Raw genomic sequence first — 24,138 nt, forward strand, 5'->3', positions numbered from 1 at the left:
AAAAGAAACTAAATACGGGGATTCTATGATCAAAACTTTTGGCCGATAAATAACCGTCCACCAGAGGCATATCAAAAATACTTAGAAAACTCTAATTTAATATGTCTCAATGAATGGGAGTGGACAACTGGCTAATCACAGATAATAGAATACTTAGACAAATTGCCAGACTTAAGTTTCTATATTATTTATAGGCGTTAAATATTCTAATGAAAATATCTAACGATAATCAGTGCATGAACTTGAGCTTAATTTTTTCAAAGGGAGCTCTATAGAACATGAACGTCAAATATAGGGAAGATATTATTAGTCACAGACATCGTCACCAATAAATGACCAATGTAAGGAATTGCTAATAACTTTTCCTGATGAGCGAATATATCCCTCTTCACTTAGTTTTATAAGTAAATGTCTGGTTTTGTAAATGCTAAATTGACAATACTCGGAAATCTCTCTAGTTGTAGGCCAATGACTTTCATCTTGCTGAGAAAACTGTTTAATATTTTCCATTTTTAATCGATGCTGTTGATTCAATATTTTAACTGCATTGAGTATGAGAGCTAATTCAAAGTTATTAATTTTTCGGCGCTTTTTCGTAGTGGCGGTTTCATCGCTCATAATGGTTCCTTTCAACAAAGTATTTATATCACCTGATAATGAAAATTGGGTCATAAGGTTATTATTTAAATATTGAACTAATCTTTCCTTTAGATATGACCATCTATATAGAGAAGGCAAATAGATACCCATAATATAGAGCATAACTAAATAGTATCTAAAGCTAAATCTAAAGATTATGACTTAAGGTAGTTGCTGTTCATATATATATATTATTAAGGCATTCTCGGGATAATTCAATAGTGTTTTAGCTAATAAATGAGAACAGAATATTGTATCGCTATTTACAAGCTTGCGATCCTTATTATCGCATGATGCTTGTGTGATTAAGATAAATAATTTTATACTTTGAAATGACCATTTTATTTAACTTTGGGTTTTTATCGGTGAATTATTAATGTATTATTCGAATCAATCACTAATTAAGTGATCAAGTAAAGCACTGCAATAATTTACATTGAAAGTTTCAAAGCCAAAGTGAATGATATTATCTACTTATCCTCTCTTTTAATTTGTATTCTTTCTTTGCAGCAATGTGCTTTATTTTTATAGCGCTATTATCCAATATGCATGACTTATGATGTAGTTATAGGTGGCATTTAATGGATTTAATTTCTTGAAATAATAATGGGAATATATGTATGAACTTTAAAAAAATGTCGAGTAACGTCGTTAGTATTATTGCATTGGGCTCTATTCTCGGTGGGGCAGTTATTGCTAATGCTGCTGATGGTGTAGAAAGGAAAATTACGCTAACCGCCCAAATCAGTGATGGTATCTATGTAACAAAGCCTGATGGGAAAACGTGGTATACCACGGAAGAATTAGAGTCCGTTGATCATAAGCAAAGTGCTTTTGCTAAAACATTAGATGTGCGGGTTTGGACTAAAGGTGAGAAATTTAATGTTTCAATGATTCAGCCTCTTATTATTCAACGTAATGATGGTGCCTATCGCTTAAAAGATACTAAGGTTAGTTTTGGCGGACCTGCAAATATCTTAGATTATGGTAAACCACCAGTTTCTATCACACAGAATTTAGTCGGTGATGGTGGTTTTGATGATATTTATAAACTGAATATTGGCGCTACCGCACCAACAAGTACAGGCGCAGCAGGCGAGACTAATGGCGCATATAGTGGTGATCTCGTCATGTTATTTGAACCATCTGCATAGAAATAAGGTTATTATCTAGTGAATTAGTAGGCACAAATCAAATTATGTTTAATGTTATTATTACAGAGTCAGAAATATGGCGTTATAAATTTAAGATGTGCCTACTAGCTATTTATGTCGGTTTATATAGCCATGGCGTAAAAGCGGATAGCACATCTTTAGTATTTAAAACTCCTCCGGGTTTTGAAAATATCAACGTGGGAAAAGCGTCAGGTTTTTTAGTAACCTATAATGGTAATGCTTTACCAGGTTATGCTACTTACAATTTAAGTACTAAAATATTATCTATTGATAGTAGACGCTATAAGGAAAATGCTTTTAATTCTAAGGATGTTAAAAATGTAAACGAAATACTGAAACGTATTAATTTTGAAAAATGTGAACGAGGTTGTGAGATTCAAGTAGATAATAACGATGTATCTATTGATAAATTAAATCAAACCATATCTATTTTTGATAAAAATTCAAAATATATTACACCTCAAACTGATTTTAGCTTAGTGCATAATCAGACTATAGATATTAAGGGTAATAATGATGGTTATCGGAGTGCTAATATATCAGGGAATGGTTATATTGGTCTTCCATCACAAATGTATGGCTATTTTAATTGGTATTATAATAATCGTACCTATCAAAATACTCAATCTAGTAACTCTGCGATATCAACTTATTACCTTCAGAAAAATTTTGATAAATACTATGTAAGAGCGGGAAAACAAAATTCACTTGATTATTATGCAGGGGCTATAAATTCTGTTATTTCGCCAAGTTATAATAGTTTTTTGACTGTAGGAAGTCAGGATAATTTCAGCCGTGAAACTAAGCAGAATGGCGCAGATGTATTAACCTTTTTTGCCATGAGCGAAGGTAGCGTTGATATTGAGCGAGATGGACGAGTATTGCTCAATCGTTCCTCTAGTGTTGGTAAAAATGAAATTGATTACCGCATGCTTCCTAGTGGTTATTATCCTGTAGAGATAATTTACTTTGATAAAAACGGTCGAGAAATAGGTCGTGAAAGCCAGATGATCAATAATGTTAATTATGGCAATCAGGGTGATAATTGGCATATTACAGCGGGGAAACAATTATACGATGATAGTAATATTTTGGAAGTTGGTGTCGGTCACGATATGCAAGGTTATTATGGTAACCTACTGGCATTAGCCGCTGATAATGGCAAATGGACGACTGATATTAATATTAACAAACCATTATTATTTGATGAGCAAGTGTTTCAGCCTACAATAGGGTTCCGAGCGGGTGAAAAAGGAATCGGTGGATATGCTAGTTTGGCTGTCGGTAATAGCGAACTTGGTAGCATTACGGCATCTTATTATCAGCAAGATGATGTATCTGATGCATATTATACGGCCAATAGCAGCTCTATTAGCTATTCTCGTAACTTTGGTGCCAATTTAGTTTCATATTCATATGGTCGTTTCTATAGCAGTGATTATCAGCAACTCCAAATTAGCCGTTTGTTTACCGGCGAGACATTTTATGCAAATACATCATTAGGTGTTAAGAGACAAACAAATTTTGGGGATGGAGTTTACCTGAATCTAACTCTATCCTATAAAGATAGTCAGACGCGCTTAAATATTTATAACTCGAGTGGTGATATTGCTTATTCAGCGAGTTATCAAAAAGAGTGGATTGATCAGTTCGGCTCTACGACTGCGAATATTGATTATGGGCATAATAAAGACAACGATAGTATTACTTTAAGTGCAGGGCGATCTGGGTCTTTAGGTGAGTTAAATACTTCAGTTGGTTTTGATCGTAATAACACTCAGAGTAGTATTTATTATCGTGGTGGATTATCTGTCAGTAAATATGGTGTTTATCCTGGCCGTTATAATAATAGTGGTTCAGTATTATTAGTAGATACCCCTGCTAATGATGGCGGTAGCTATTATGGGTTTAATGTATTTGGCAACCCTGTGAAGAGTGGGCTAATATATTCAGTTCCAATTAATAGTTATAAGCCAATCGGTTATGCATCGGTTTCAAATAATAATGCAGAAGATATTGATATGCAAATTGAGGTTCCTGTTAATGTACTTAAGAGTCATCCTGGGCAGGTTTATTACTCTAAGGCTTTAGTTAATATCAATCAAATATATAGCGGATTTATGCGTAATAAACTGGGTGAGCCTATATCCGGAACGCTTAGCAATGGGGAACCCGTTTACCGAAATGGATTATTTTCTTTCAACTCAGAAAAATTAATTAAAGATATATCTTTAATTCATGGTGACGTTAATTATAAATGTGATTTGACGTTAAAAAAAGATAATGGTTATGTTTGTATTCCACTGTAAATAGGCTATAAGGGCACGATATGCTGAGGTTATTTCTGTTATGTATTTTATTCGTTCAATTTGGCAATGCTTGGGCGGTCGGACAATTATTAGTTACACCAGCAAGTACAACTGTTGCATCAAAACAATCACGTATTATAACGATTAGAAATACAGGTGATGCGCCAATATATGTAGATGTATCGCTATTTCATGTTGAGAATCCAGGCCTGACTCCTGAGATTAAAACGTCGATTCAGGAAATGTTAGAACCAAATATTATCGCTTCACCTACTAAGATATCACTTGGTCCAGGGCAAAGTCGTGAAGTTAAGTTAGTTGGTCTAAACGCTCCAGTAAAAGAGACTGTATATCGATTATATGTACTTCCAGTCTCATCTTTTAATGTTATTGGAGGCAAGGAGGCTAATAAAAAAATTTCCGCACCCACTGTAATTTCTGTAGGTTATGGCGTTTTAGTACGGGTATTACCCGATGGTGAAGTACATCAAGAACTAACATATGAATGTAAATCGGATGGAATGTTGTTAATTAATAATGGCAACACTCGAGCAGATTTAATGAATGTGACTACAGATGATAGTAAGCAGAAGGCAATATCTCGTCTTAGTGTTTATCCGTCTACACCCGTACATTTTTCTTATAAGAGTTTTGTGGCTAAATTTAAAGGTAAAGAATTTTCTGCCTCTTGTAAATAATGGTGGTGAAAATGAGTTTTAATAAATTAGCATTATTGTTGATATTTATTAGTTTTATTTCTCAAGCGGAAGTTACTATTCACGGAAATAAAAGTATTGAAATAATAGGTGAAGTTGTAGAGGAAGACAATTTTGAAGTCACGGATGGAAATGGAGGTTGGTATAACGAGCTTGAGTTAAAGCAGCAAGAGATAAATTCTCCGTATCAAGTTGACGCACGGGTTCATGTATTATCAACCAACCCAAATTTTATGGTTACTCTGCAAAATATTGTTGTTTTAAGAAATGATTCAAAAGGTTTATCTTTTGCACCAGCTGAAGTTATTTTTTCGAGTATTCAGGGTGAGACTAAAAAATTAAAGCCAATGGAAAGTCAGAGTTTTACTAATCCGGATGTACCGGTTGGTGCTGATAGTGAAGGCGAGTATACACTTAGTATATCGGCGAATGCTCCAATCGGTAGTAATCAAGATATCTCAGGTGCTTATGTTGGTGAGATTGCACTTATTTTTGAACCTTCAGCTTCGGATTAGTTTATATATGAAATTACGATCTTATCGTTTAGTTGCAGTATTTATTTTTTTATATTCATTTAAAGTATGGTCTGCAATAGATGTCGTGCCTAAAGTATTGGAATTAACTGGTGATAGTGATCGTATTGCAATAATTAATAATGGTGAGAAAACAGAATTTATTAATATAAAACTTAAGAAGATAACTAACCCAGGAATTGATTATTCTTTTGAGGATTATATTGATATAAAAGAAGATGACGATCCGAAAATATATTATTCACCCTTTAGGATTGCGTTATCACCTAAGCAAAAAAAATATCTTACCGTAAAAAGGGTAAAGGAAGTTTTATTTGAGGAGGTTTATCGTATTGATATAATGCCTAGCCTACTTCCGGTTTCTAATGGCAATGATTCCGCTGTTATTATTAATATTGGTTTCAGTTCTATTATTCGAAATTACCCTAAGGTTATCAGAAAAGAGTTTGAGTTTAATTGCGGAAATACACAGGATGTGGCCATAAACAAAGGTAATACTCATATAACTGCAAGGTATATAAGTGGTGATTTAAAAGGTGAGGCTATCAATATTTATCCCGGTCAAAAGAAATATTTTCCTCATAAAGACGTTGTTGTGGAAAATCAAACTTGTAGGTTATAGGTATTTAGATGAAAATTAATATTCTTTGTGTTTGCTTGTATCTCATTGTCATTACACTTTTTGAATCCACTTCGGCCTGGGCAGCTTCTGTGTATCCTAAAAGGGTGGGGAACTACTATAGCTGTAGATTAGAAGATAATGGGAATAATACTAGCAAGGCAACACTTAGCATAGATTATATGGCATACCGAGGGGATTACTCCTTAACTTCACGTGCTATTGCAGTGGTATTTTATAATTTCAGTGGTAAGCCTATCGGAAGGAACCTTCAACCTAGTAGTGTGATCCTCGATGGCGTTAAGGCAACAACAGTTCATACTATCCGAGAAGTACAATATTATCGAGCGAGTCTCAGTAAGGTATGGAAAAATACCGATTATTTTGCAGCCGAAATTGTTATTGATAATATCAGTAATAAGTATTTTAAAGACTGGCCAGCTATGTCGGTTGGGCTTGCGGATCAAGATTCTAGAGGTGACTTTTATGTCAATAATACTGGGGTCGCATATCTTACTTTTGATAAAACAACGGACAGCTGCTGGCTTGTAGAACCTGAAGATCCACCTCCTCCAGAACAACAAATTACTTTTAATTTTGATTTACCGCAGCGCTGGGACTTAAAAACCATTAAACCGGGGAAGTCAGTCATCAATTTAAGTGGCACTGGGAATAACCCATTTTGTATAAATTATAACGGTATGGAAACTGCAGATAATAAATTTATTTTAATGGTTAATAGTGATAGTGAAAAAAATAATACATTTAATTTACGTAATCAAAATGATGTTTCTAAAGAGATACAGTATCAACTACGACTCAACAATGGAAGTAATGTATTAAGATTTCCTGCAATTGCAGGCCGAAGTTATTCTTTTGATAAAAATGCCACCCAAGTTTGCTTTTTGCCAATTTTTGATATTGACGCAGGAAGCAGTCCACAAGCAGGTAATTATAAAGATGTTCTTAACTTTAATATTATTGTAAAACCATAAGGAGTTTTTATGCCAAATAATTTAATGCTTAGCACAAAGGCTATTATTCTTGATGCAAGAAAGCCAGAAAATAAAATAAAAGATTTAGTGATTACTGTAGAGAATGAGTCAGGTGAACCAGTTATTGGTCTTGATGTTACTTTAACACGGCATAGAATTATAAAGTTTCCTGATGTGCCGAATAGTGATGATCCTGCAGTACCAGTGGTGGTTAAAACTGATCAAGAGGGTAGGTATACACTTAAGGTATCAATGGATTTAGACCCTGGGTTAGCTTGGGCAAGTGAAGGCTTTATTAATGTATCAGTGGTTGCAGATGACGGTAATGTTGAAAATGTCATAACATCCACAGTAAAAGTATTTTATGGTACTCGTCCAGAAACTTATTTCCTTAATATTAAAACAGACCCAGTTTCGGGGGATTTAGAGTATGACCGTTATGAGAAAGAAGATACTACATTCGTAATTGTTTATGGTACTCCACAGCCACCGGAAGCAACCTTGACTCTTAGATTATACTTAGATGGTAATATGCATGAACGGTTTCTGCCAGATCCTGTAAAACAGACAGCTATTGATTTGAGGGCTGTTTTTGATAAGAAAAGCTTTGTAGATGGTGAGCATCACCTTTATTATACTTTGTCTGGTGAGCCCGGGAATATTGCAACTTCTTTTGACCTACCATTCAAGATTAGCCGTGGGTCGACAGTCAGAGAATTGAAGTCTATCTCTATTCCAGACTTGTATAATGGTTATATTAATCAGGCCCATTGGTATGATGGTATTAGCTATGATTTTTCTGAATTGTGTAAGAGTGTCGTTTTTGATGATATTGATGCAACAGTAGAAACGCCTTTAGTGCTTCGATTCTTACCTTTCAATACTGCCGGTGATGAAGTAGAGCTTACAGCCCCTAATGAGGTCAAATTGAGTCTTGAACAAATTCAGGCAATATATGATGATCCAAAACATTTATATGTAGGCCCTCCGGGTTCTCAAGATGATATTTTCTATGCATTACAGCAAGGTTCTTTGCATATTGACTACCTTTTGAAAATAAAAAGAATTGAATATCCAAAACTTTCAGCTGTATATCGAGTCTTAGTTGATCTCTTACCGCCTGCAGTTAGAAATAAATTAATTAATAACTAATAATTAATATGCCGCATTTAAATATAATACTGAGACTGAAATATTTAAGGTTAAATGTTTTGAGATTTTAAATTAATTAAAAAGTATTTTAAGCCTGATTCATTGCTGATTTATAAAGCATGACTATTATATTATATTATATTCAGAACCTACTTGACTGGTTAGATTCAGGTATTTGAATGCGGTTTTTTTTTTACATTGGTTGGTGATTCTATGTTTAAATATTATGGCTTGTTTCCTCCTTATCTTCCACAAATGAATAATGGGATAATTAATGAGGATGATCTTTCAGTTGATAATAAAATATATGTAGAAATAGCAGAGTATCAACGGGCTGATGTTGCTGATGAAATTAGAGTTAATTTTGATAAAATTAGTTCAAAACTAAAAGTTATAACTGATCCGAGACACGAATTTCCTGTGCAAATGGTCTTTGATGCAAATATCATCCCAGACGGTGTTTATAAAATAGATTATTCTGTCACTGATTTTGCAGGAAATACCAGTGAATCACCATTTACGTTTGCCATTGTAGATAGACGGGATAGCGGAACATTGCCAGCACCTATTTTTATTGATGCTGATATTAATAATATTATTAACAATAATGATGTTATTTCTAACTTTGGAACACATATTCACGTTCCAATATATCCGAATATGTCTATTGGCGATGAAGTGGTTCTTTCATTTTGGATTATTGATGATGAAACTAATTTAGTTGCTCCCGGGTCGTCTTATACGATTAAACATCTTATTGTCGGCCAAGATATCACTGATGGTTTTGTCACTTTGGTTCCTGAAATCAATATACTCTTAGTTAAACGCGGGAAGGCTAAAGCACGCTATCAGTCAATTGATGCTAGTCAGCATGTTGAAACGTCTAAAATTGCCACTGCCATACTCGAATTAGATATCAGTGTTTCTCTTCCGGCTCCTGTGTTTATTGATAATATTCACGGATGGTTAACATCGACACAGTTGAGTAAGGGTATTAGAACAAGATGCAGTTATGATGATATGGCTATAGGTGATATTGTTACTTTGTATATTCGTGGTTATACCATGGATAATATCCCGATTAATGGGACGAGTGCCAATATCATTCACACTGTAACTTTATTTGATGTTGATGACGGTTATTTACTTCTTACCTTTTTGAAAGAAATTGCTGAAAAATTAAATTTTGGCTATTTTACTGCTTACTATAAAGTTTTCCGTGCGAATAGAACCAGATACTCCTATTTTAGCAACGTTAAAGTTGATTTGGTGCATATGAACCCATTGAGTGCGCCGGTGTTCATGCAAGCAGAAAATGGTGTTATCTATATTTCTGATATAGAAATGGACGATGGTGCTATTGTCCGAGTGTCGTATCCTGAGATGGCCTTAAATGATACCTTATCAATTTACATCCATGGAACCGATGAGAATGGTCATTTTATTAATAACTCTGGATATCAGAATGTTGTTATTTTAAATACAGGTGATGTCGCTAATCAGTATTACGACTTTATAGATCCCAAAGAAAAAGCATTACTTGTTCCTAAGAATGGGAAATTACATGCTTACTTCACCGTTATTTATGCTGATGATGGAGGGTTTTCCTATTCCGAGCAGTCTGATGTCGTTGTTGATAGCAAAATAAGCGATGTTATTACAAATAATGCTGCGCCTTATGATTATAATGTCGTACATGTCCGTCCTTATAATTACGCAAGAGTTATTGACGAGCCGGGTACAATATTAAAGCTTTCTTCACCTATTTATACTCAGTTCGTTGAATCAGGTACGAATACTCATCAGGTAACAATTAATCTAGAAGGTGAAGGACGCTTTAGATTATTATCTTCACATTCAGGTGATGCAAGGATTTCTATTGTACAAGCAGCTAACCCCATTATTAGTCGAAGTTTGATGACCCATTTTGGTAATTATATTCTTACCGACGGAAATATTGATTTTTATAATAATTCAACCAATGCATTAAGTGATGGCGTTATGCCATGCTGTATATATTTAAGAACCGCCCCTAAAGATAATATAAGTAATGTAAATATTACTAAGGTGTTTGTTCAGGTTGATGGCAATGCAAAGATTGTGGGTTCTACTGCGATTGGTGGTCAATCTGCAACAATTAATCTTAATGATGACTTTTCATGTGAAATTCAGGTTGTTAATACTGTTTCTGAATCAATCTCAGCCATAATTACTTTGCCTGAGAGTCCAGGTACGTTACTTATTTTAAATTTACTATTTCAATAGAATTTATTACACGACGAATTTTTTATTTAGAGGTTATTATGGCCCTTTCTGTAACTATTACAGCAACATCAGGAGCAGCCGCAGATGGTATTGCTGAAAATGCTGCTTTTGCTGTGTTACATGATGGTAGCATTTTAATTGATAACAAAATCTTAATTTTTACTCTTAGTGGCTCTGCTATTTTTACAGATAGTCTTACCAATACAACCAGCCGTGTGACTTCTGTTATTGGTTCTGCCAGTGTTAGTTTTACCGATCTTGTTGGTGAGACAGTTATTATTACTGCAGCTTATCAGGATGACCCTTTAGTAAGTGGTTACACTGAGTCTACTTTTGTTGATATACCACTGGTGTTAGAACCACCCTATATTGAACCATCATTTGGTAATATTATCGATTATTCAGTGATTGAAAATACTATCGATTTCATCGTGCCACCTTGGGCCAATATGAAGGTAGGTGATATTGTCCATGCTTATATTGGAAATATTACAGCATGGGATGCGATATATCGTGTGGAACAAAATGATATTGGTAATTCTATTCGAATTGTTATTAACAATGCAAAAGATTTACTTTTTCAGTATATCGATAAAACATTAGTTGCATATTATAAGGTTGGGGATATTCAATCTCCTGACGCATTATATTATGTTGTTAATGCTTATATTAGGAATGTTTCTATTATTGGCAACCGTGATAGTGATGGTTCCGCTTTACATTTATGTGCCTTTAATTCATTGACAGGAAATCCAATAAAGGTGAGGTGGCAGTATTACCTCGAAGATACTTGGCAAGAGTCTGCTCGTTTTACTGATCGACATCCGTTGAAAGAACTTCATGTTTCTCTTGCTAATCAATCAGGGTCAATCACTATTTATCCAATGAATACGGCTGCAGTAGGGGATAGTAATAATAGTATTGCTTTTGCGGTTACTTTAGCGGGTAAGCTTGTAACATGGGGAGGCCGTCTGGAATGGGCTGTCCCCCCTAGCAATGTAGCCGCTCTTTCTAACATAACGGCTATTATTGCCTCACCCAATATCGTTGCAGTCCTCGATACAAATAATACGCTTTATTCATGGGGGAATAATGCGGTTGGCGGAAATCTTACCGCTATTGTTGATAATGTTTTAACGGCAATTTGTAATCGAAGTGCGATTTGTGCGATCACTGATGGTGGCCATCTGAATGCTTGGGGCAATATTTATGCAGGCGGAAAACTCCCCATAGGACTGCCTGTTGAGAACGGTTATATGTCAGTATCTGCTGCAAGAGGGGCCTTTTGTGCAGTAAATCGACAAGGATTCGCTGTGGCTTGGGGAGAGAATAACTTCGGAGGTAATATGCCGAAGGATATACAGAATATTAATAATATTGTTGATGTTTTTGCTACAGATGGTGCTTTTGCGGTGCTTACTGATATTGGTGTTGTCAGAGCTTGGGGTAATGGTGATTATGGCGGTACATTACATAAGTCTATTAACAATGCTATAGCGATTGCATCATCGAGCAAAGCCTTCGCTGTACTCCGAAGTGATAATACTGTGACTGCTTGGGGGAATGGTTTATATGGTGGGATCGTCCCTGCAAATATCGCAGCCCTCAGGAATATAATAGCTATAAGTTCTACTGATGGTGCTTTCTGTGTGCTTTGTGACAATGGAAAAATCTATACTTGGGGAAGCAAGGAATATGCGGGCGTGATCCCGCCTGATATTGTTAATAAAGATATTTTAACTGTTTCCGGAATTAGTGGAGCATTTTCATATATCACGAATAAAGGTTCTGTATCTGGTTGGGCTAATTCAGGAACCTTCAATACAGTGAGCGACCATTTTTACAGAACAGCATATCGCTTAACGCGTAATACACCAATTAATACTTTTTTATGTATGGATTTAGATGGAAATATAGTTTCTATAGGCGATAAAGGCAGTGTTGGTAATTTACCTCCAGGAATTAATAATATGCTTCGTTATAGTGAGTTTAAATTTTAATATATAGGAGAATTAAATGATTGAAATGAAATATGCCATTAATGTTTCTGTTAAAAATAATAACGCACCTGCAGATGGTGAAAGTTTTAATAGTGTTAGTGTGATTTGTTTGGATAATAGGGACTTCAAACCCGTTGCAGGTTTGGAAGTTATTCTTAGCGCATTAAGTATTGGAGGAACGGCTTTTTTTAAAGAAACTGACACTACAGTGTATCCTGCAATTACTAATAGTATAGGCCTAGTAACCGCCGATATCGCGGATACAGTCGCAGAGAACATCGTCATTAAATGTCATGTTAAATCTGACCCTATTAGTCAGCACACCGCTGCATTAACATTCCGTAAGCCAACAAAAACGTTTGAAATCACCAGAGCAGCAAATCTTAACCGAACTTTCTTATATGGTGAGCCTACAGTATCTTGGGCAGGTGCAGAGTTTACTCTCTATACAGACGGTGGTAGTGGCGATATCGAATGGTCGACAAATAATATTACTTCTGAAGTAACTATTCGCCCTAATGCTAATCAATCGGCATCGATTATGATAAATGCAGATCCTGGGAAAAATATTCGCATTATAGCGAAAGATAGGGTTACTGGTGAGTCAGATGCTTATTCATTCTACCTTCATTCATTTATTCAGTCAGATCGTCAAAAGCATACTTTTTCAGAGGCTAAGGAAAAATTTGGCGACTATCTGTTACCTGTGAGTACTTATGAAAACGTATTTTCACAATGGGGTAACCTCATGGTTTATTACATTTGGTCAACAGCTGTTGATGACACCTATTGGACTAGAGAGTTAATTCCTAATAGTAAGCAGGCCGGTGAAAACGTAACTGATGAAGTTGAATCTCGTAACTTTGAACGTGTTATTGTTTTTGATGTTAAAACGGGTGTTAAATCAATAGCCAATACTTTATTTAATAAAAAGTATTTCATGTATGCTATTAATTAATTATTTCCACTTCAGATGGCAGGTGAGCTCAGGAATAAGACATTATTTTCTCTATATTATTGAAAATGATCCAACTGGTTTTTTATCTGTGGCTGAGCTTTCTATATATTAGCGAACGTTTATTTTACTGGGGATATTATTTATATAACTAGTTGTACAACATATTCGTTAATAATGATTTTTTATTGTTAGTCTGCTCAATAATATGGGGTAATTATATGGCTGATAATCAGTATTTAGTAAATATAAATGTGGTCAATAATAATGCTCAAGCTGACGGTAAGAGCTTTAATCAAGTAAAAGTAATTTGTATGGATTCAATTGATCTTCGACCCGCAGTTGGCTTAGAAGTCGTTTTTACTGCGATCAGTGTACGTGGAACCGCTTTTTTTCGGGAAAACAATGCTGCAGTATACCCCAGTGTGACTGATGGTATTGGTGTTGCTTCTGCAAATATCGGGGATACTATTGCTGAAGATATTGTGCTCAAATGCCATGTTAAATCGGATAATACCAGTCAAAGTTCTGTGTCACTGACCTTCAGAGCAGCAACGGGTAAATTTGAAATTACGAATGCATCTAATATTAATGCGACTTTCTCTCCTGGTGAACCAACCATTGCATGGGGAGGTGCTGAGTTTGTTATTGATACTCAAGGGGGGTCTGGGGATGTTGAGTGGTCGATCAATAATATCGTTTCTGAAATCACCATCCGAGAAGGAGCTCAGCAGAATGCATATGTCATCATTGGAGAGGACCCAAGAAAAGAAGTTCGCATCACGGCAAGAGATAGAGTGACTGGTGAATCTGATATGTATACTTTTTATCTGCGTTACTTTATTCGTTCAGATCGACAGAAACATAAATATTCGGACGCTGTGGCGAGTTTCGGTAGTTATATGCTGCCGGTGGCAGTTTATGATCAGCTTTATTCTCAATGGCGTAATCTTGCCATGTACTTTATATGGTCGACTGCTATTGATGAAACCTATTGGACTAAGGATTTGGGGGTCTTTAATTTCAATAGTATCGATGGAGTACCATTGATAGAAGGCGATAAAACTCCTCGCGCTTCATCACGTATTGTTTTTGATGTTAGAACAGGCACTAAATCAAGTAGCTCAACTTCCAGTAAATATAAAAAATATTTTATGTATTCCCTGCCTTAATTTTTCAGGATGTGAATTTTATTAGTTTATTTCAGGAAATGTTGTTATTTCACATTTCCTTTTTATTAACTTAAACTTTTTTGATTAAATTGTGATTCATCAATTTTATAATAAGGTGAAATAATGTCTCTTAATAATTATATAATAAATTTATCTGTCGAATTTAATAATGCGCCGGCTGATGGGATAAATTCTAATGTTGTTAATGTCATTTGCATGAATTCAATAGATAATTCGCCTGCTATTGGGGTTGATATTGTATTCAGTACGTTCAGTATTAAGAACTCAGCTTTTATTAGTGAGTCTGGTAGCTCGGTATATTCAACAGTGACAGATATTACAGGTAAAGCATCGGCAAATATTTGCGATACCCTTGTTGAAGATGTGCTTGCGCGTTGTCATATAAAGTCTGATTTCACTAATCAAGATACTGTATTATTAACCTTTCGTAAGGTAACTGAGAAATTTGCAATCACTAATGCTAGCAATATTAATCGTACTTTTTTAGCAGGAGAACCCACGATTGCTTGGAGTGGTGCTGAGTTTACCTTGTATACTAAAGGGGGTTCTGGTGATGTTGAATGGTCATTTGAACAAAATACTCCGGCTGTTACCCTTCGTCCTGGAGCCAAAGGGGTTGCTTATATATTAATTAAAAATGACCCTAGTAAAGAAGTCCGCATTATAGCGAAAGATAAACTCACCGGTGAGATTGATAGCTATTTCTTTTATTTAAGTAATTTTGTTCGTTCAGATAGGCAGAAGCATACTTTTTTTATGGCTAATGTAGGCTTGGGTAAGTTTATGTTGCCTGTGGTTGTTTATCAGCAGATATTTTCCCAATGGGGCGATCTTACGTATTACTTCATTTGGTCGGAAGCAGTTGATACTCCTTATTGGACAAATGAAGAAGCTCGAGTATTAGTTGAAAAAGAGGGGATGGGAACCGATAACTTTACTACTGAACATGTTGTATTTGATGTTAGAACGGGTGTTACATCAACCAGTCCTGATGGCACAACGTATGAGAAATATTTTATGCATAATCTTTCATTTAAACCAAGTGAGTTGGAATAGTAAATACAATCAAGATAATTATTTTTATTTCATCATTTTACTTTTTTGTAGTTTTTATTTGAGTTATTAAGCCAAGTACGTGAAATGGTGTGGTTTTGGCAACAAGATTATAACCAAAGCCGAACGCACGAAAGCTTAAATCACCTCCCACCATAGGCATATCGTAAACAGTTAGAAAACTCTAAGTTGAAGTGTTTCAATTAATGGGGAGTGGACAGCTCAGCGGCAGGAAATAGATTTAGTTCATAACTAGATGAGAATTATATTTATTTTCATTAGACTCCTTGAGTTGAATTGTTATTAACCTTATTTTAAATGATAGGCTACTATTTTTTTACTCTAATTAAGGGTGGTGGGTAGTTTATTGTTTTTAATTTTGGTTTGTAAATAATTATTTATGTTAACTGTGATAGTGTAGCTTCATTTGAAAACTATAATATCATTTTTTATTTATATCTATTGTGATCGTTAAATATTCAAATACAATAATAACTAATGTGAAATGAGTAAATATTGTATTTTTGATTAATATAATATTAGTTTGAATTATCGCTTTAAAATTATTTATAAATCATATTCTTTGCAAGAATATGAAGGGAGATGAGGTTTTTTAAAATTATAAAAGGTGACCGTTGCACTTTAATTAATTAAGGTATTCCTTATATTTTTCTAATTTTATCTTTGTCATAATTTAATCTGAAATATAATGAAGTTTTTATTAATTAATAACATAAAGGTTAAATTCTTACATGAAAAAAAGAAAGGATACAGTGTATTATATCAGTCAATTAGTTGGTAAATGTCTACAAGAGTACCGGCTAGAGACAGGAATGAGTGGTGAGGAAATCGCCAAAAAATTGGGTGTCAGTCAGCAACAATTATCTCGCTATGAAAGGGGTGAGAATGCATTAACTGTTGATGTTTTATTTAAATTCATTTTAATATTAGGTATTAATTTTCCAGAGTTTTATCAAAGACTATTTTATATAATTGGACAGCATCCTAAGCTTTCTCGCTATATATCTGATTTAAACGGTTTTGGTTGGGAGTTAGATGATTTAAAGTATTATTATACATCTGCTATAGTATAAGGGATTATTTTTATACTATTATGATGTTTTTGATATTTCTCTATAAATAACGAGATTAGCATTTTATTTATCCCTTCTTCATCTATGTGGTACACATACGCTAGAGCATATTTATCGTTGTATTCTATTCGCTGATTATTTTAATAATAATAAACTAATGGCTAGATGTTTATTCTGGATATCTTATTTATCTTAGTTGATAGAATAAGATATTTATTAGCTATTAATTATCAAGACTCGTCAACTAAACTATATTTTATACAAAATTAAATTTTAGGTAGATAGTGAAAATATAGTTTTTCATTGCTATCTAGGCGTTGCTTAGTATCAAACAACGCCTAGTTATCTATAAATTCAGAGAATAAAAATATAGATATGATAGAAATCAGGCGGGATATTTGTAATGGTATAATGTATGGGATAGGCTTTAATCAAATAAGCGATTAGTCACACAGTAACTGACTAATGCTTGGTTGTTATCAACACCAAGTTTTCGCATAGCTGCATTTTTTTGTAAACTAATCGTTTTATCACTTCTATTTAGTAGTTTAGCAATATCAACAATAGATTTTCCTTGGATAAATAACCTTAAGACCTCTAATTCGCGGGGTGATAATGTTTTTACTTTTTCAGGGAGTGTTACTGCATTACGGCTTTTTACTGTCATTACCATATCAGTTACAGGTAGTCGATATTGACGGCCTTGACCCGCTAATGTAATTGCTTTGATAAGATCAGCTAATGGTGCCTCTTTTGATACAACAGCAGAAACTTCAGCATCATAGAGAGATTGAATAATCATAGGATTAGACACCATAGTCAAAACAACCAATGCGATTTGCGGATATTGGCGACGTAAGAAACGTATATAATTCTGACCATCACTTGAATGGGTGTTATTTGGCATCATATAGTCGGTAACGATAACATCGACTTCATTTTTTTTCAAAAAAGTGAGTAATTCAGAGTCGTGAGTAAAGCCGCCTAAAATCTCTAAACTTGTTAATTGAGATAGTGTTTCTTTTAATCCAGATAAAACAATGGGGTGGTCATCAACTAATACTAATCTGAGTTTTTTCATTATCATTACTCGTTATCAGAAGTTCAGTATTCAATATAACACTACGAAAAAAATGTCAACTCGTGGTGTTACTTCTACATAATTAAAAAATATTAGGCTAGGAAACCCAGCCATTATAGATCTTGAGCTATAGTTGTTAATAAGAAACCACGGCCCGTATTGTTTTAGAAAAAGGTCCCGAACTAATTGCACTTCCGGGAATTTTTGTGAGAGTTGCAGTATAGGGTAAATTAACAGTAGCAGAAGGTAATATTTCACCAATATAATAATTTTCATCATAAATTATTTCTCCGTTATTGTCATTTAATACCGTTTGTAAACCATTTCCCATGTCTAAATGAGTGCCATTTATAATTGTATTGTTATTTGGCTCAAAACGAACAGAGATGTTCAAACCTGTCTCACAATCTTGTGAAACTCCCATATTCAAATTAAAAGAACGGCTAATGGCTTCTCCATCGTTCATTTGCTTGGGTGATATTGCTCCAAAGTTAACACTTCCACCATTTGAAGCTGTTACATTAACCGTAGGGCTAGGACAAAGCATTGTTAGATTGCCCACAATTCGAATATAAATAGGTGCGCCAATATTTCTTCCTTGGTAATCGACATGTGATCCTAATAAAAACACACCAGTATCAAATGGTTTTAATTTATTTTCACCTTTTTTAACTGTGAAGGTATACCTAAGGCCAATAGTGGATATTGTTTCATTATTAGGTTTTTCATTCCATGTGCCGACATACATATTAGGGATTGTAGCGTTTGTTATGGTAGCTTCTGATGATCCACCTAATGTATATCGCTGAATAACTTCAACCCCGCTGTTAAGTAAAGTTTCTTTGATTGCGGATGAAGTTGTATTTTTGAAATATACTGCGTTTTGGGTTTCTGATTGCCCAGTAAACTCACAAGTTAAACTAAAAATTGAGCTATTTGTTGTAGCTAGTGTTGCACCTTGTGCTATTGCACTTGAACTATTTGTTATATCAAAACTAACAGATAGATTAATGGAATCAGCACCAGATGAAGAACGGCAATCGTTAACAGCTGAAAATGTTTGAAAACTCAACATCATTAATAAGAACATAGCAATTGAGTTAATTGATATTATTTTTTTATAAAAAGACATCATTACCTCTTATTATTTTCATCTATTAGGTTACAGGACATGCTATGGCAATTATAGGTCAATGATTTTGGCGTACCATAATCATCAATATAGGTAATAGCTATTGATGATAATCCTTGTTGTTTTTCAGATAGTGAATATGTCACTTTATCATTAGGTTTAACTACAATTTCTTGAAAGTTTGGTACCTTTTTTAGGCTATCATTTATATTAATGATGACAACATGATAAGGTGTTGGATTAGTCAATTTTAATGATTTACCTACTTTTTCTAATTTTAATTCTTTTTGCCAATCCCCATTAGGATATTTAGTTAGTCCACTAGGGCGATAAAATAGCTTAAAACGTGATTGAATAACAATTTCAACCGCATTTTCTAATTGTGTTTTTGGCGGAATGCCGAGCACATTGAAATAGAATAATGATTCTTGATTTTTAGGCAGAGCAAGATCATTTTTAGATATGCTAATTCTAACTTGTTTCTTTTGTGCAGGCTCAATCCGTTGTAGTAGCGGAAGTGCAATTAAAGGCTCTGAAATTTTCTGTCCTTGTGAATTTTCTATCCATGATTGCAGCAAATATGGTGCATTTTTATCGATATTTTCGACAACAACACTAACTCCTTTATTAGCTTCATCATATATAATCCTAGTACGGTCAACCGATAAGGAAGCTTGTGTATATGTACTTATTAGTATAAGAGTACTAACTATTAATTTAAGTTTTTTCATCATAATTTATTCTTTATAACAGGTTAAGTTTTTTATGTTTTTAATGTCAATATTATTTGTTATTAATTGACAAGATTGGTTTTTATTCCATTTAACATTTAAGTGTTGGTTTAGTTGAATGCCAGATAAATAAACTTGGCCTTGTTCTGCAATCATTCCTAATAAATCATCTTCATTCTCACCATATACTAGGGCTCCAAACGGTGGTGTCTTACCATCCGGAAAGCTAATTGTTAATAACGCTTTTTCACCCATAATTGTTTTTAATTTTGAATAACCTACAGCACCATCAGTTAAAGCAGACTCAACAACGTTATCATCAATGCTGACATTAGATGGAATATTATTTAAATCCACATACTGAATAGCTCTATAATAGGTTGGAACATTACTTATTCCTGCTAAACCAAAATTATTTGTAATCGATTCGTTCGAGTTAATAGAAATATCTTTTGCTTTATTTGTATCAATAATCATTCTGGCTTGATTCTGGTACACTCTTTTATGTATAACAGGGCCTTGGCTAGTAATTGTCAATGATCCATCTAACGTTCCACTTAGTGAATGGTAGTCTTCACTATATGAACCATTTGTTTGTAACGTGCCATAAGGTGTATCACGATATAATGAAGCATTCATTGCTATATTTTTATAAAAATCCCTAGTAGATAATCCTAGGTCAATATTGTTACCATCATATTTCGTGTGATAATTAACATTATTGCTATATTTTTTATCTATATCGTTATATGAACCATAATATTGAATTCGTGAATCATTACCCTCACCAAATGGAATGCTTAATGAAAGAAATGCTTGCTTAGAACGATTACCTTTTGCATAGCGATTCTCACCAATTGAAAAAGATAATAATGCATTATTCATATAACTATTTTTGATGGTTTTATTAAAAGATATATTAAATGCATTGTTTTTTTCTTTCTCATTCCAATAACTTTCTCTTGAATAACTGAAACTTATATCTGAATTTAAATCAATAATTTGTTGAGTAAATGATGTTGTAAAGACATTTTTTTGTCGGTAATGCGAGTTTTTAGAATTATCTTTGAAATCAATGAAATCATTAACAGACATAAAACCTTCATTAGAAAACTGATATCCTGTTAAGTTTAATCGACTCGAATTTGAAAAACGTTTTGCATAATTAATACGATAACTTTTTCCATTATCTAATTTGGCTTCTTCTAATTTATTTTGAGATTGTGTTATATCAAATGATAATGCACCAAAATTTTCCATGTTAATACCAGTGCCTAGATTATAAGCATGATATTCATTGTTCGCAGTTATGAATGCTCCGCCATACATCGATAAATTATTTAGTAATCCCCATGAGATTTCTGTTGAGATAAAATCATTATTACTATTTTTATACCCCATCGGATTTAACTGCCCAGCATTTAGCTTATATTGCAACATTCCAGGGCGGGTCAAAAATGGGATGTTCGTTGATGATATTTGGTATTCACGAACTGAACCATTTTCTTCTGTTATTTTAACATCAATAGTACCTGATAAAGCAGAGCTTAAGTTATCTATAGAAAAAGGCCCTGGTGCCACTTTAACTTGATCTAATATACGGCCATTTTGGGATATAGTCACAGTCGCATTACTTGTTGCTGTTCCTGTGATGCTTGGTGCATAACCTCTTAAAGATGAAGGTAACATTTTTTCATCTGTAAATATACTTATCCCATTAAAACGTACTGAATCAAAAATTTGACTTGAAGTATAATGTTTACCCATGAAAATTTTTGCTGAAAGAGTTGGTAAGTCTGTAAATAAATATGATTGAATCCATTTAAAATTATTTTGTCGTGTGTTATTAAAATCTTTTTGATATTGGTAATTATTTCGTAGTCGCCAGCGCCCAATATTTGCTCCGACGGAACCAAATGAGCTTATATTATGGCTACTTTCTGTGTTTTTATATTTAACATAATTATCAATAATATTATAGTCAAAAACTAAGGCATTAACTCCTGTTTCCCTAAGCATAGGAGGTACCCAATTACTATCTTCGTAGATAAAATAGGCTTGAGGTATGGATATTAATAGTTCTTGTCTTTCATCATCAAATTGTACTTTAATATTTTCATCTTTAGCTGATAAGTCATAGCATTGCCCCTCACTCCAAAATGGAATGCTTTTAGTGAATTTTTCTTTTAATCCAATGACCTCAATTAATTCTTGAGGGATGCAGGGCTCTATTTTTTCATCTTTCTTTAAAAATTTTATTTGATTGAGAAAATTAATTCTCTTACCATTAATTAGTACATTAGAGAAATAAACTCCTTCAGATCGTGTGTTTTCTTCAAAAGGAGTTAAGTCGATATCTGTATTTCCTAAAATAGATAACGCATCCTCATTAAATTGAACAGACTCAGCATTAACATAGTATGAATAAAATAATATACTAGAAATTAAACTAGTCGCTATGCTTTTTTTTATATTGTTCATTTTATTAGTTGCGTACTCGATAAGTTAAATTTAAAAAATCCAAAGGAACACTTAAAATGCAATACATATATAAATACGCAGCATAGTCCGAGACCTTTGGATTAATTAGGCATTAATAATAATGGGATTTAAATGAATTATATTTTTAGTTTATTGATAATCTAAAACATAAGCGACTGTTGACTTAACTGTACCTGCTTTTGCTGCACCTAGTGCTTGCATACGAGCTGATAAGTTGATGGTATTCGAGCCTGCAAATAAAGTTTGTTCTACATTATCGCCTGAAACTAAATTATTACCTTGTCCATTTTGGAAAAGAACTCCGATATTTTCAGCTGTACCACTATTTGCCCATAAATTGCCTGCTGGTTCCATTTGACCTGTAAATGTTACCTTAACTTTAGAGAAATCAGTTCCACTTGCTTCTGGGTCTAAAATACAGTCTTTAAGTTCTAGGGTAAAATCAGCAGTTGGCCCTTGAGCTCCGGCTGACTGAAGTGATGCTACAGGAACAGAACCTAACTGTACTTCTTTATTAACGGATGTAGGCGCAATAGTACAAGCTCCGGTATTAACTGTGCCTTTAAACTCAATGGTGCCACTACCCAAATCAGCAGCAAATGAAGTTGAAGCAGCAGTGAATGTTAATGCGATAATTGAAGATGCTAATAGCGTCTTTTTCATATTGAAAACCTTATTAATAATATAGTTTATATAAACTAAGAAAGTTTCTTAGTTAGTTAGAATAGCTAAATCGAAATTCACATTATTGATATAGCTAGGATTTATTTTACTTTATGTGTTTTTCACTTTATTAATTGAAGTTACTGGACAACATGTACAATATATTATTCTATTATTTTAATGATAAATATAAGGGGAACCTTAAAAAATTTATCGTTTAAAAATAATGTTACTAGTATAACGTTAGTTACTGGCTAATATATTAATCTATTGTTTTAATGATAAATATAAGGAGAACCTTAAAAAACTTATCGTTTAAAAATAATATTATTAGTTATAACTTTAGTTACTGGACAACATGTACAATATATTATTCTATTATTTTAATTGTAAATATAAGGGGATCCTTAAAACTTATCGTTTAAAATAATATTACTAGTCATAACTTTAGTTAATGGGCATAAGTTACTATTAAATGTACTTATATTGTGTGTTTTGTGATCAATTGATTCAGCAACGGAAATATCTTCAAAAAAATAATGGATACTTGTTTTCAAAAAATCAGCGATAGCAACTAAGGAATCTATGTCTATTCGGTTTGTTCCTCTTTCATAGCGAGAAAACTGTTGCTGGCTAATATTTAAATGCCTAGCTAAATCTGTTCCTGTCAGACCGTATGATTTTCTTATTTTTCTTATTCTACTCCCAACTATTTTGGTAACAGGATATCTAAGCGTCATTTTATTTCCTTTATTAAGTGCATATCTTAAAAATAAATCTTGGTCTTATATGGATAATTGGAGCCAATAAATACTAATTAAATTAGACAAAAATAACAAACACCCATCCGAGTAAAAGATGAAGCTTAATTATTAATTTAGCTTAACAATAATTGATTTTTTCAGTCATAATTATTTGTTTTTTAGTTCTTATCTGCAATTTTATAAAACATTCATTAAAAAAAGCATCGTTTTCCGGATGGGTACTTTGAGTGAATATAGTTAATTGTGATGCTTAACTTGAAAATACATTATTTTATGCTTTACATTAATTACTAATAAATCTCTTGAAGTAAATATATCCTTAAAGGACTCGGATTATTAAGTTTAGTTGTTTAATTTTTAATTATTTTTACTGACAGATACTATCTATAATAATTGCTATTTTTTATCATGCTTTTTTTTGGTGTGAGAAATTAATTTTAATATACTGAATATCGGAAGATTTATTTTGGGGGTAGGGTAGTATGCTAAATTCTTTGGTGGTAAAGGTAAGTCATTACAAGTACATATAGGTTTATATATTAATAGCAGCTCTTAAAGTAACTTTTG

The 24,138-nt window shown here is 33.4% G+C and carries 20 protein-coding genes and 1 pseudogene; 14 read left to right on the plus strand and 7 right to left on the minus strand.

Features of this window, described 5'->3' with window-relative positions; all coding sequences use genetic code 11:
* Positions 1–306: 306 nt before the first annotated feature.
* A complete protein-coding gene (locus DD649_RS15885; protein ID WP_294108717.1) occupies positions 307–618 on the minus strand; it encodes a hypothetical protein in 312 nt (103 codons plus the stop codon).
* Positions 619–1,259: 641 nt separating this feature from the next.
* On the opposite strand from DD649_RS15885, the gene DD649_RS15890 reads away from it, so the two are divergent.
* From DD649_RS15890 to DD649_RS15955, 14 genes and pseudogenes are all read left to right on the plus strand, one after another.
* Positions 1,260–1,793, plus strand: coding sequence for a hypothetical protein (locus DD649_RS15890; protein ID WP_294108718.1), 534 nt, complete (start codon positions 1,260–1,262; stop codon positions 1,791–1,793).
* A 44-nt stretch (positions 1,794–1,837) separates the two neighbouring features.
* A complete protein-coding gene (locus tag DD649_RS15895) occupies positions 1,838–4,123 on the plus strand; it encodes a TcfC E-set like domain-containing protein (RefSeq protein ID WP_294108721.1) in 2,286 nt (761 codons plus the stop codon).
* Between the two features lie 20 nt (positions 4,124–4,143).
* Positions 4,144–4,821 (plus strand): hypothetical protein, encoded by a 678-nt coding sequence (locus DD649_RS15900; RefSeq protein ID WP_294108723.1) that lies wholly within the window; start codon positions 4,144–4,146, stop codon positions 4,819–4,821.
* A gap of 11 nt (positions 4,822–4,832) precedes the next feature.
* On the plus strand, positions 4,833–5,354 hold the full coding sequence (locus DD649_RS15905; protein ID WP_294108725.1) for a hypothetical protein: 522 nt from the start codon (positions 4,833–4,835) through the stop codon (positions 5,352–5,354).
* 7 nt (positions 5,355–5,361) lie between these two features.
* Positions 5,362–5,994, plus strand: coding sequence for a hypothetical protein (locus DD649_RS15910; protein ID WP_294108727.1), 633 nt, complete (start codon positions 5,362–5,364; stop codon positions 5,992–5,994).
* A gap of 8 nt (positions 5,995–6,002) precedes the next feature.
* The gene (locus DD649_RS15915; RefSeq protein ID WP_294108731.1) at positions 6,003–6,986 is read left to right on the plus strand and encodes a hypothetical protein; all 984 of its coding nucleotides are present in this window, start codon (positions 6,003–6,005) and stop codon (positions 6,984–6,986) included.
* 9 nt (positions 6,987–6,995) lie between these two features.
* Positions 6,996–8,138 carry a hypothetical protein gene (locus tag DD649_RS15920; RefSeq protein ID WP_294108733.1) on the plus strand — a complete coding sequence of 381 codons (1,143 nt, stop codon included), beginning with the start codon at positions 6,996–6,998 and terminating at the stop codon, positions 8,136–8,138.
* A gap of 213 nt (positions 8,139–8,351) precedes the next feature.
* Positions 8,352–10,403 (plus strand): hypothetical protein, encoded by a 2,052-nt coding sequence (locus DD649_RS15925; RefSeq protein WP_294108734.1) that lies wholly within the window; start codon positions 8,352–8,354, stop codon positions 10,401–10,403.
* 38 nt (positions 10,404–10,441) lie between these two features.
* Positions 10,442–12,403: a hypothetical protein gene (locus DD649_RS15930; RefSeq protein WP_294108735.1), complete on the plus strand. Its 1,962-nt coding sequence runs from the start codon at positions 10,442–10,444 to the stop codon at positions 12,401–12,403.
* A 16-nt stretch (positions 12,404–12,419) separates the two neighbouring features.
* Positions 12,420–13,361, plus strand: a complete 942-nt coding sequence (locus DD649_RS15935) for a hypothetical protein (protein ID WP_294108737.1) — start codon at positions 12,420–12,422, stop codon at positions 13,359–13,361.
* Between the two features lie 218 nt (positions 13,362–13,579).
* Positions 13,580–14,530, plus strand: a complete 951-nt coding sequence (locus DD649_RS15940) for a hypothetical protein (protein WP_294108739.1) — start codon at positions 13,580–13,582, stop codon at positions 14,528–14,530.
* Between the two features lie 123 nt (positions 14,531–14,653).
* Entirely contained in the window at positions 14,654–15,607 is a 954-nt protein-coding gene (locus tag DD649_RS15945) for a hypothetical protein (RefSeq protein WP_294108741.1), read from the plus strand.
* A gap of 51 nt (positions 15,608–15,658) precedes the next feature.
* A pseudogene (locus DD649_RS15950) lies at positions 15,659–15,763 on the plus strand (integrase core domain-containing protein); the annotation flags it as partial.
* A gap of 593 nt (positions 15,764–16,356) precedes the next feature.
* Positions 16,357–16,698, plus strand: a complete 342-nt coding sequence (locus DD649_RS15955) for a helix-turn-helix transcriptional regulator (RefSeq protein ID WP_294108743.1) — start codon at positions 16,357–16,359, stop codon at positions 16,696–16,698.
* Between the two features lie 427 nt (positions 16,699–17,125).
* On the opposite strand, the gene DD649_RS15960 is transcribed toward DD649_RS15955, so the two are convergent.
* The 6 genes from DD649_RS15960 to DD649_RS15985 all read right to left on the minus strand — a co-directional run bounded on the left by DD649_RS15960 (position 17,126) and on the right by DD649_RS15985 (position 23,547).
* Positions 17,126–17,779, minus strand: a complete 654-nt coding sequence (locus tag DD649_RS15960; protein ID WP_294108745.1) for a response regulator — start codon at positions 17,777–17,779, stop codon at positions 17,126–17,128.
* Between the two features lie 136 nt (positions 17,780–17,915).
* Entirely contained in the window at positions 17,916–18,911 is a 996-nt protein-coding gene (locus DD649_RS15965) for a fimbrial protein (protein WP_294108747.1), read from the minus strand.
* A 2-nt stretch (positions 18,912–18,913) separates the two neighbouring features.
* Complete coding sequence (locus tag DD649_RS15970; RefSeq protein ID WP_294108749.1) at positions 18,914–19,645, minus strand: fimbria/pilus periplasmic chaperone; 732 nt, start codon at positions 19,643–19,645, stop codon at positions 18,914–18,916.
* 3 nt (positions 19,646–19,648) lie between these two features.
* Positions 19,649–22,123, minus strand: a complete 2,475-nt coding sequence (locus DD649_RS15975; protein ID WP_294108751.1) for a fimbria/pilus outer membrane usher protein — start codon at positions 22,121–22,123, stop codon at positions 19,649–19,651.
* 150 nt (positions 22,124–22,273) lie between these two features.
* Positions 22,274–22,807: a fimbrial protein gene (locus DD649_RS15980; RefSeq protein WP_294108753.1), complete on the minus strand. Its 534-nt coding sequence runs from the start codon at positions 22,805–22,807 to the stop codon at positions 22,274–22,276.
* 407 nt (positions 22,808–23,214) lie between these two features.
* Entirely contained in the window at positions 23,215–23,547 is a 333-nt protein-coding gene (locus tag DD649_RS15985; protein WP_294108755.1) for a helix-turn-helix transcriptional regulator, read from the minus strand.
* Positions 23,548–24,138 lie beyond the last annotated feature (591 nt).

It is taken from the genome of Providencia sp. (assembly GCF_003533305.1).
Classification (GTDB): domain Bacteria; phylum Pseudomonadota; class Gammaproteobacteria; order Enterobacterales; family Enterobacteriaceae; genus Providencia.

Coding starts and splice junctions, on each gene's coding strand:
- DD649_RS15955 (WP_294108743.1), top strand. CDS start 16,357: ATGAAAAAAAGAAAGGATACAGTGTATTATATCAGTCAATTAGTTGGT.
- DD649_RS15890 (WP_294108718.1), top strand. CDS start 1,260: ATGAACTTTAAAAAAATGTCGAGTAACGTCGTTAGTATTATTGCATTG.
- DD649_RS15975 (WP_294108751.1), bottom strand. CDS start 22,123: ATGAACAATATAAAAAAAAGCATAGCGACTAGTTTAATTTCTAGTATA.
- DD649_RS15920 (WP_294108733.1), top strand. CDS start 6,996: ATGCCAAATAATTTAATGCTTAGCACAAAGGCTATTATTCTTGATGCA.
- DD649_RS15895 (WP_294108721.1), top strand. CDS start 1,838: ATGTTTAATGTTATTATTACAGAGTCAGAAATATGGCGTTATAAATTT.
- DD649_RS15980 (WP_294108753.1), bottom strand. CDS start 22,807: ATGAAAAAGACGCTATTAGCATCTTCAATTATCGCATTAACATTCACT.
- DD649_RS15885 (WP_294108717.1), bottom strand. CDS start 618: ATGAGCGATGAAACCGCCACTACGAAAAAGCGCCGAAAAATTAATAAC.
- DD649_RS15935 (WP_294108737.1), top strand. CDS start 12,420: ATGATTGAAATGAAATATGCCATTAATGTTTCTGTTAAAAATAATAAC.
- DD649_RS15985 (WP_294108755.1), bottom strand. CDS start 23,547: ATGACGCTTAGATATCCTGTTACCAAAATAGTTGGGAGTAGAATAAGA.
- DD649_RS15940 (WP_294108739.1), top strand. CDS start 13,580: ATGGCTGATAATCAGTATTTAGTAAATATAAATGTGGTCAATAATAAT.
- DD649_RS15965 (WP_294108747.1), bottom strand. CDS start 18,911: ATGTCTTTTTATAAAAAAATAATATCAATTAACTCAATTGCTATGTTC.
- DD649_RS15925 (WP_294108734.1), top strand. CDS start 8,352: ATGTTTAAATATTATGGCTTGTTTCCTCCTTATCTTCCACAAATGAAT.
- DD649_RS15905 (WP_294108725.1), top strand. CDS start 4,833: ATGAGTTTTAATAAATTAGCATTATTGTTGATATTTATTAGTTTTATT.
- DD649_RS15915 (WP_294108731.1), top strand. CDS start 6,003: ATGAAAATTAATATTCTTTGTGTTTGCTTGTATCTCATTGTCATTACA.
- DD649_RS15930 (WP_294108735.1), top strand. CDS start 10,442: ATGGCCCTTTCTGTAACTATTACAGCAACATCAGGAGCAGCCGCAGAT.
- DD649_RS15960 (WP_294108745.1), bottom strand. CDS start 17,779: ATGAAAAAACTCAGATTAGTATTAGTTGATGACCACCCCATTGTTTTA.
- DD649_RS15970 (WP_294108749.1), bottom strand. CDS start 19,645: ATGATGAAAAAACTTAAATTAATAGTTAGTACTCTTATACTAATAAGT.
- DD649_RS15910 (WP_294108727.1), top strand. CDS start 5,362: ATGAAATTACGATCTTATCGTTTAGTTGCAGTATTTATTTTTTTATAT.
- DD649_RS15900 (WP_294108723.1), top strand. CDS start 4,144: ATGCTGAGGTTATTTCTGTTATGTATTTTATTCGTTCAATTTGGCAAT.
- DD649_RS15945 (WP_294108741.1), top strand. CDS start 14,654: ATGTCTCTTAATAATTATATAATAAATTTATCTGTCGAATTTAATAAT.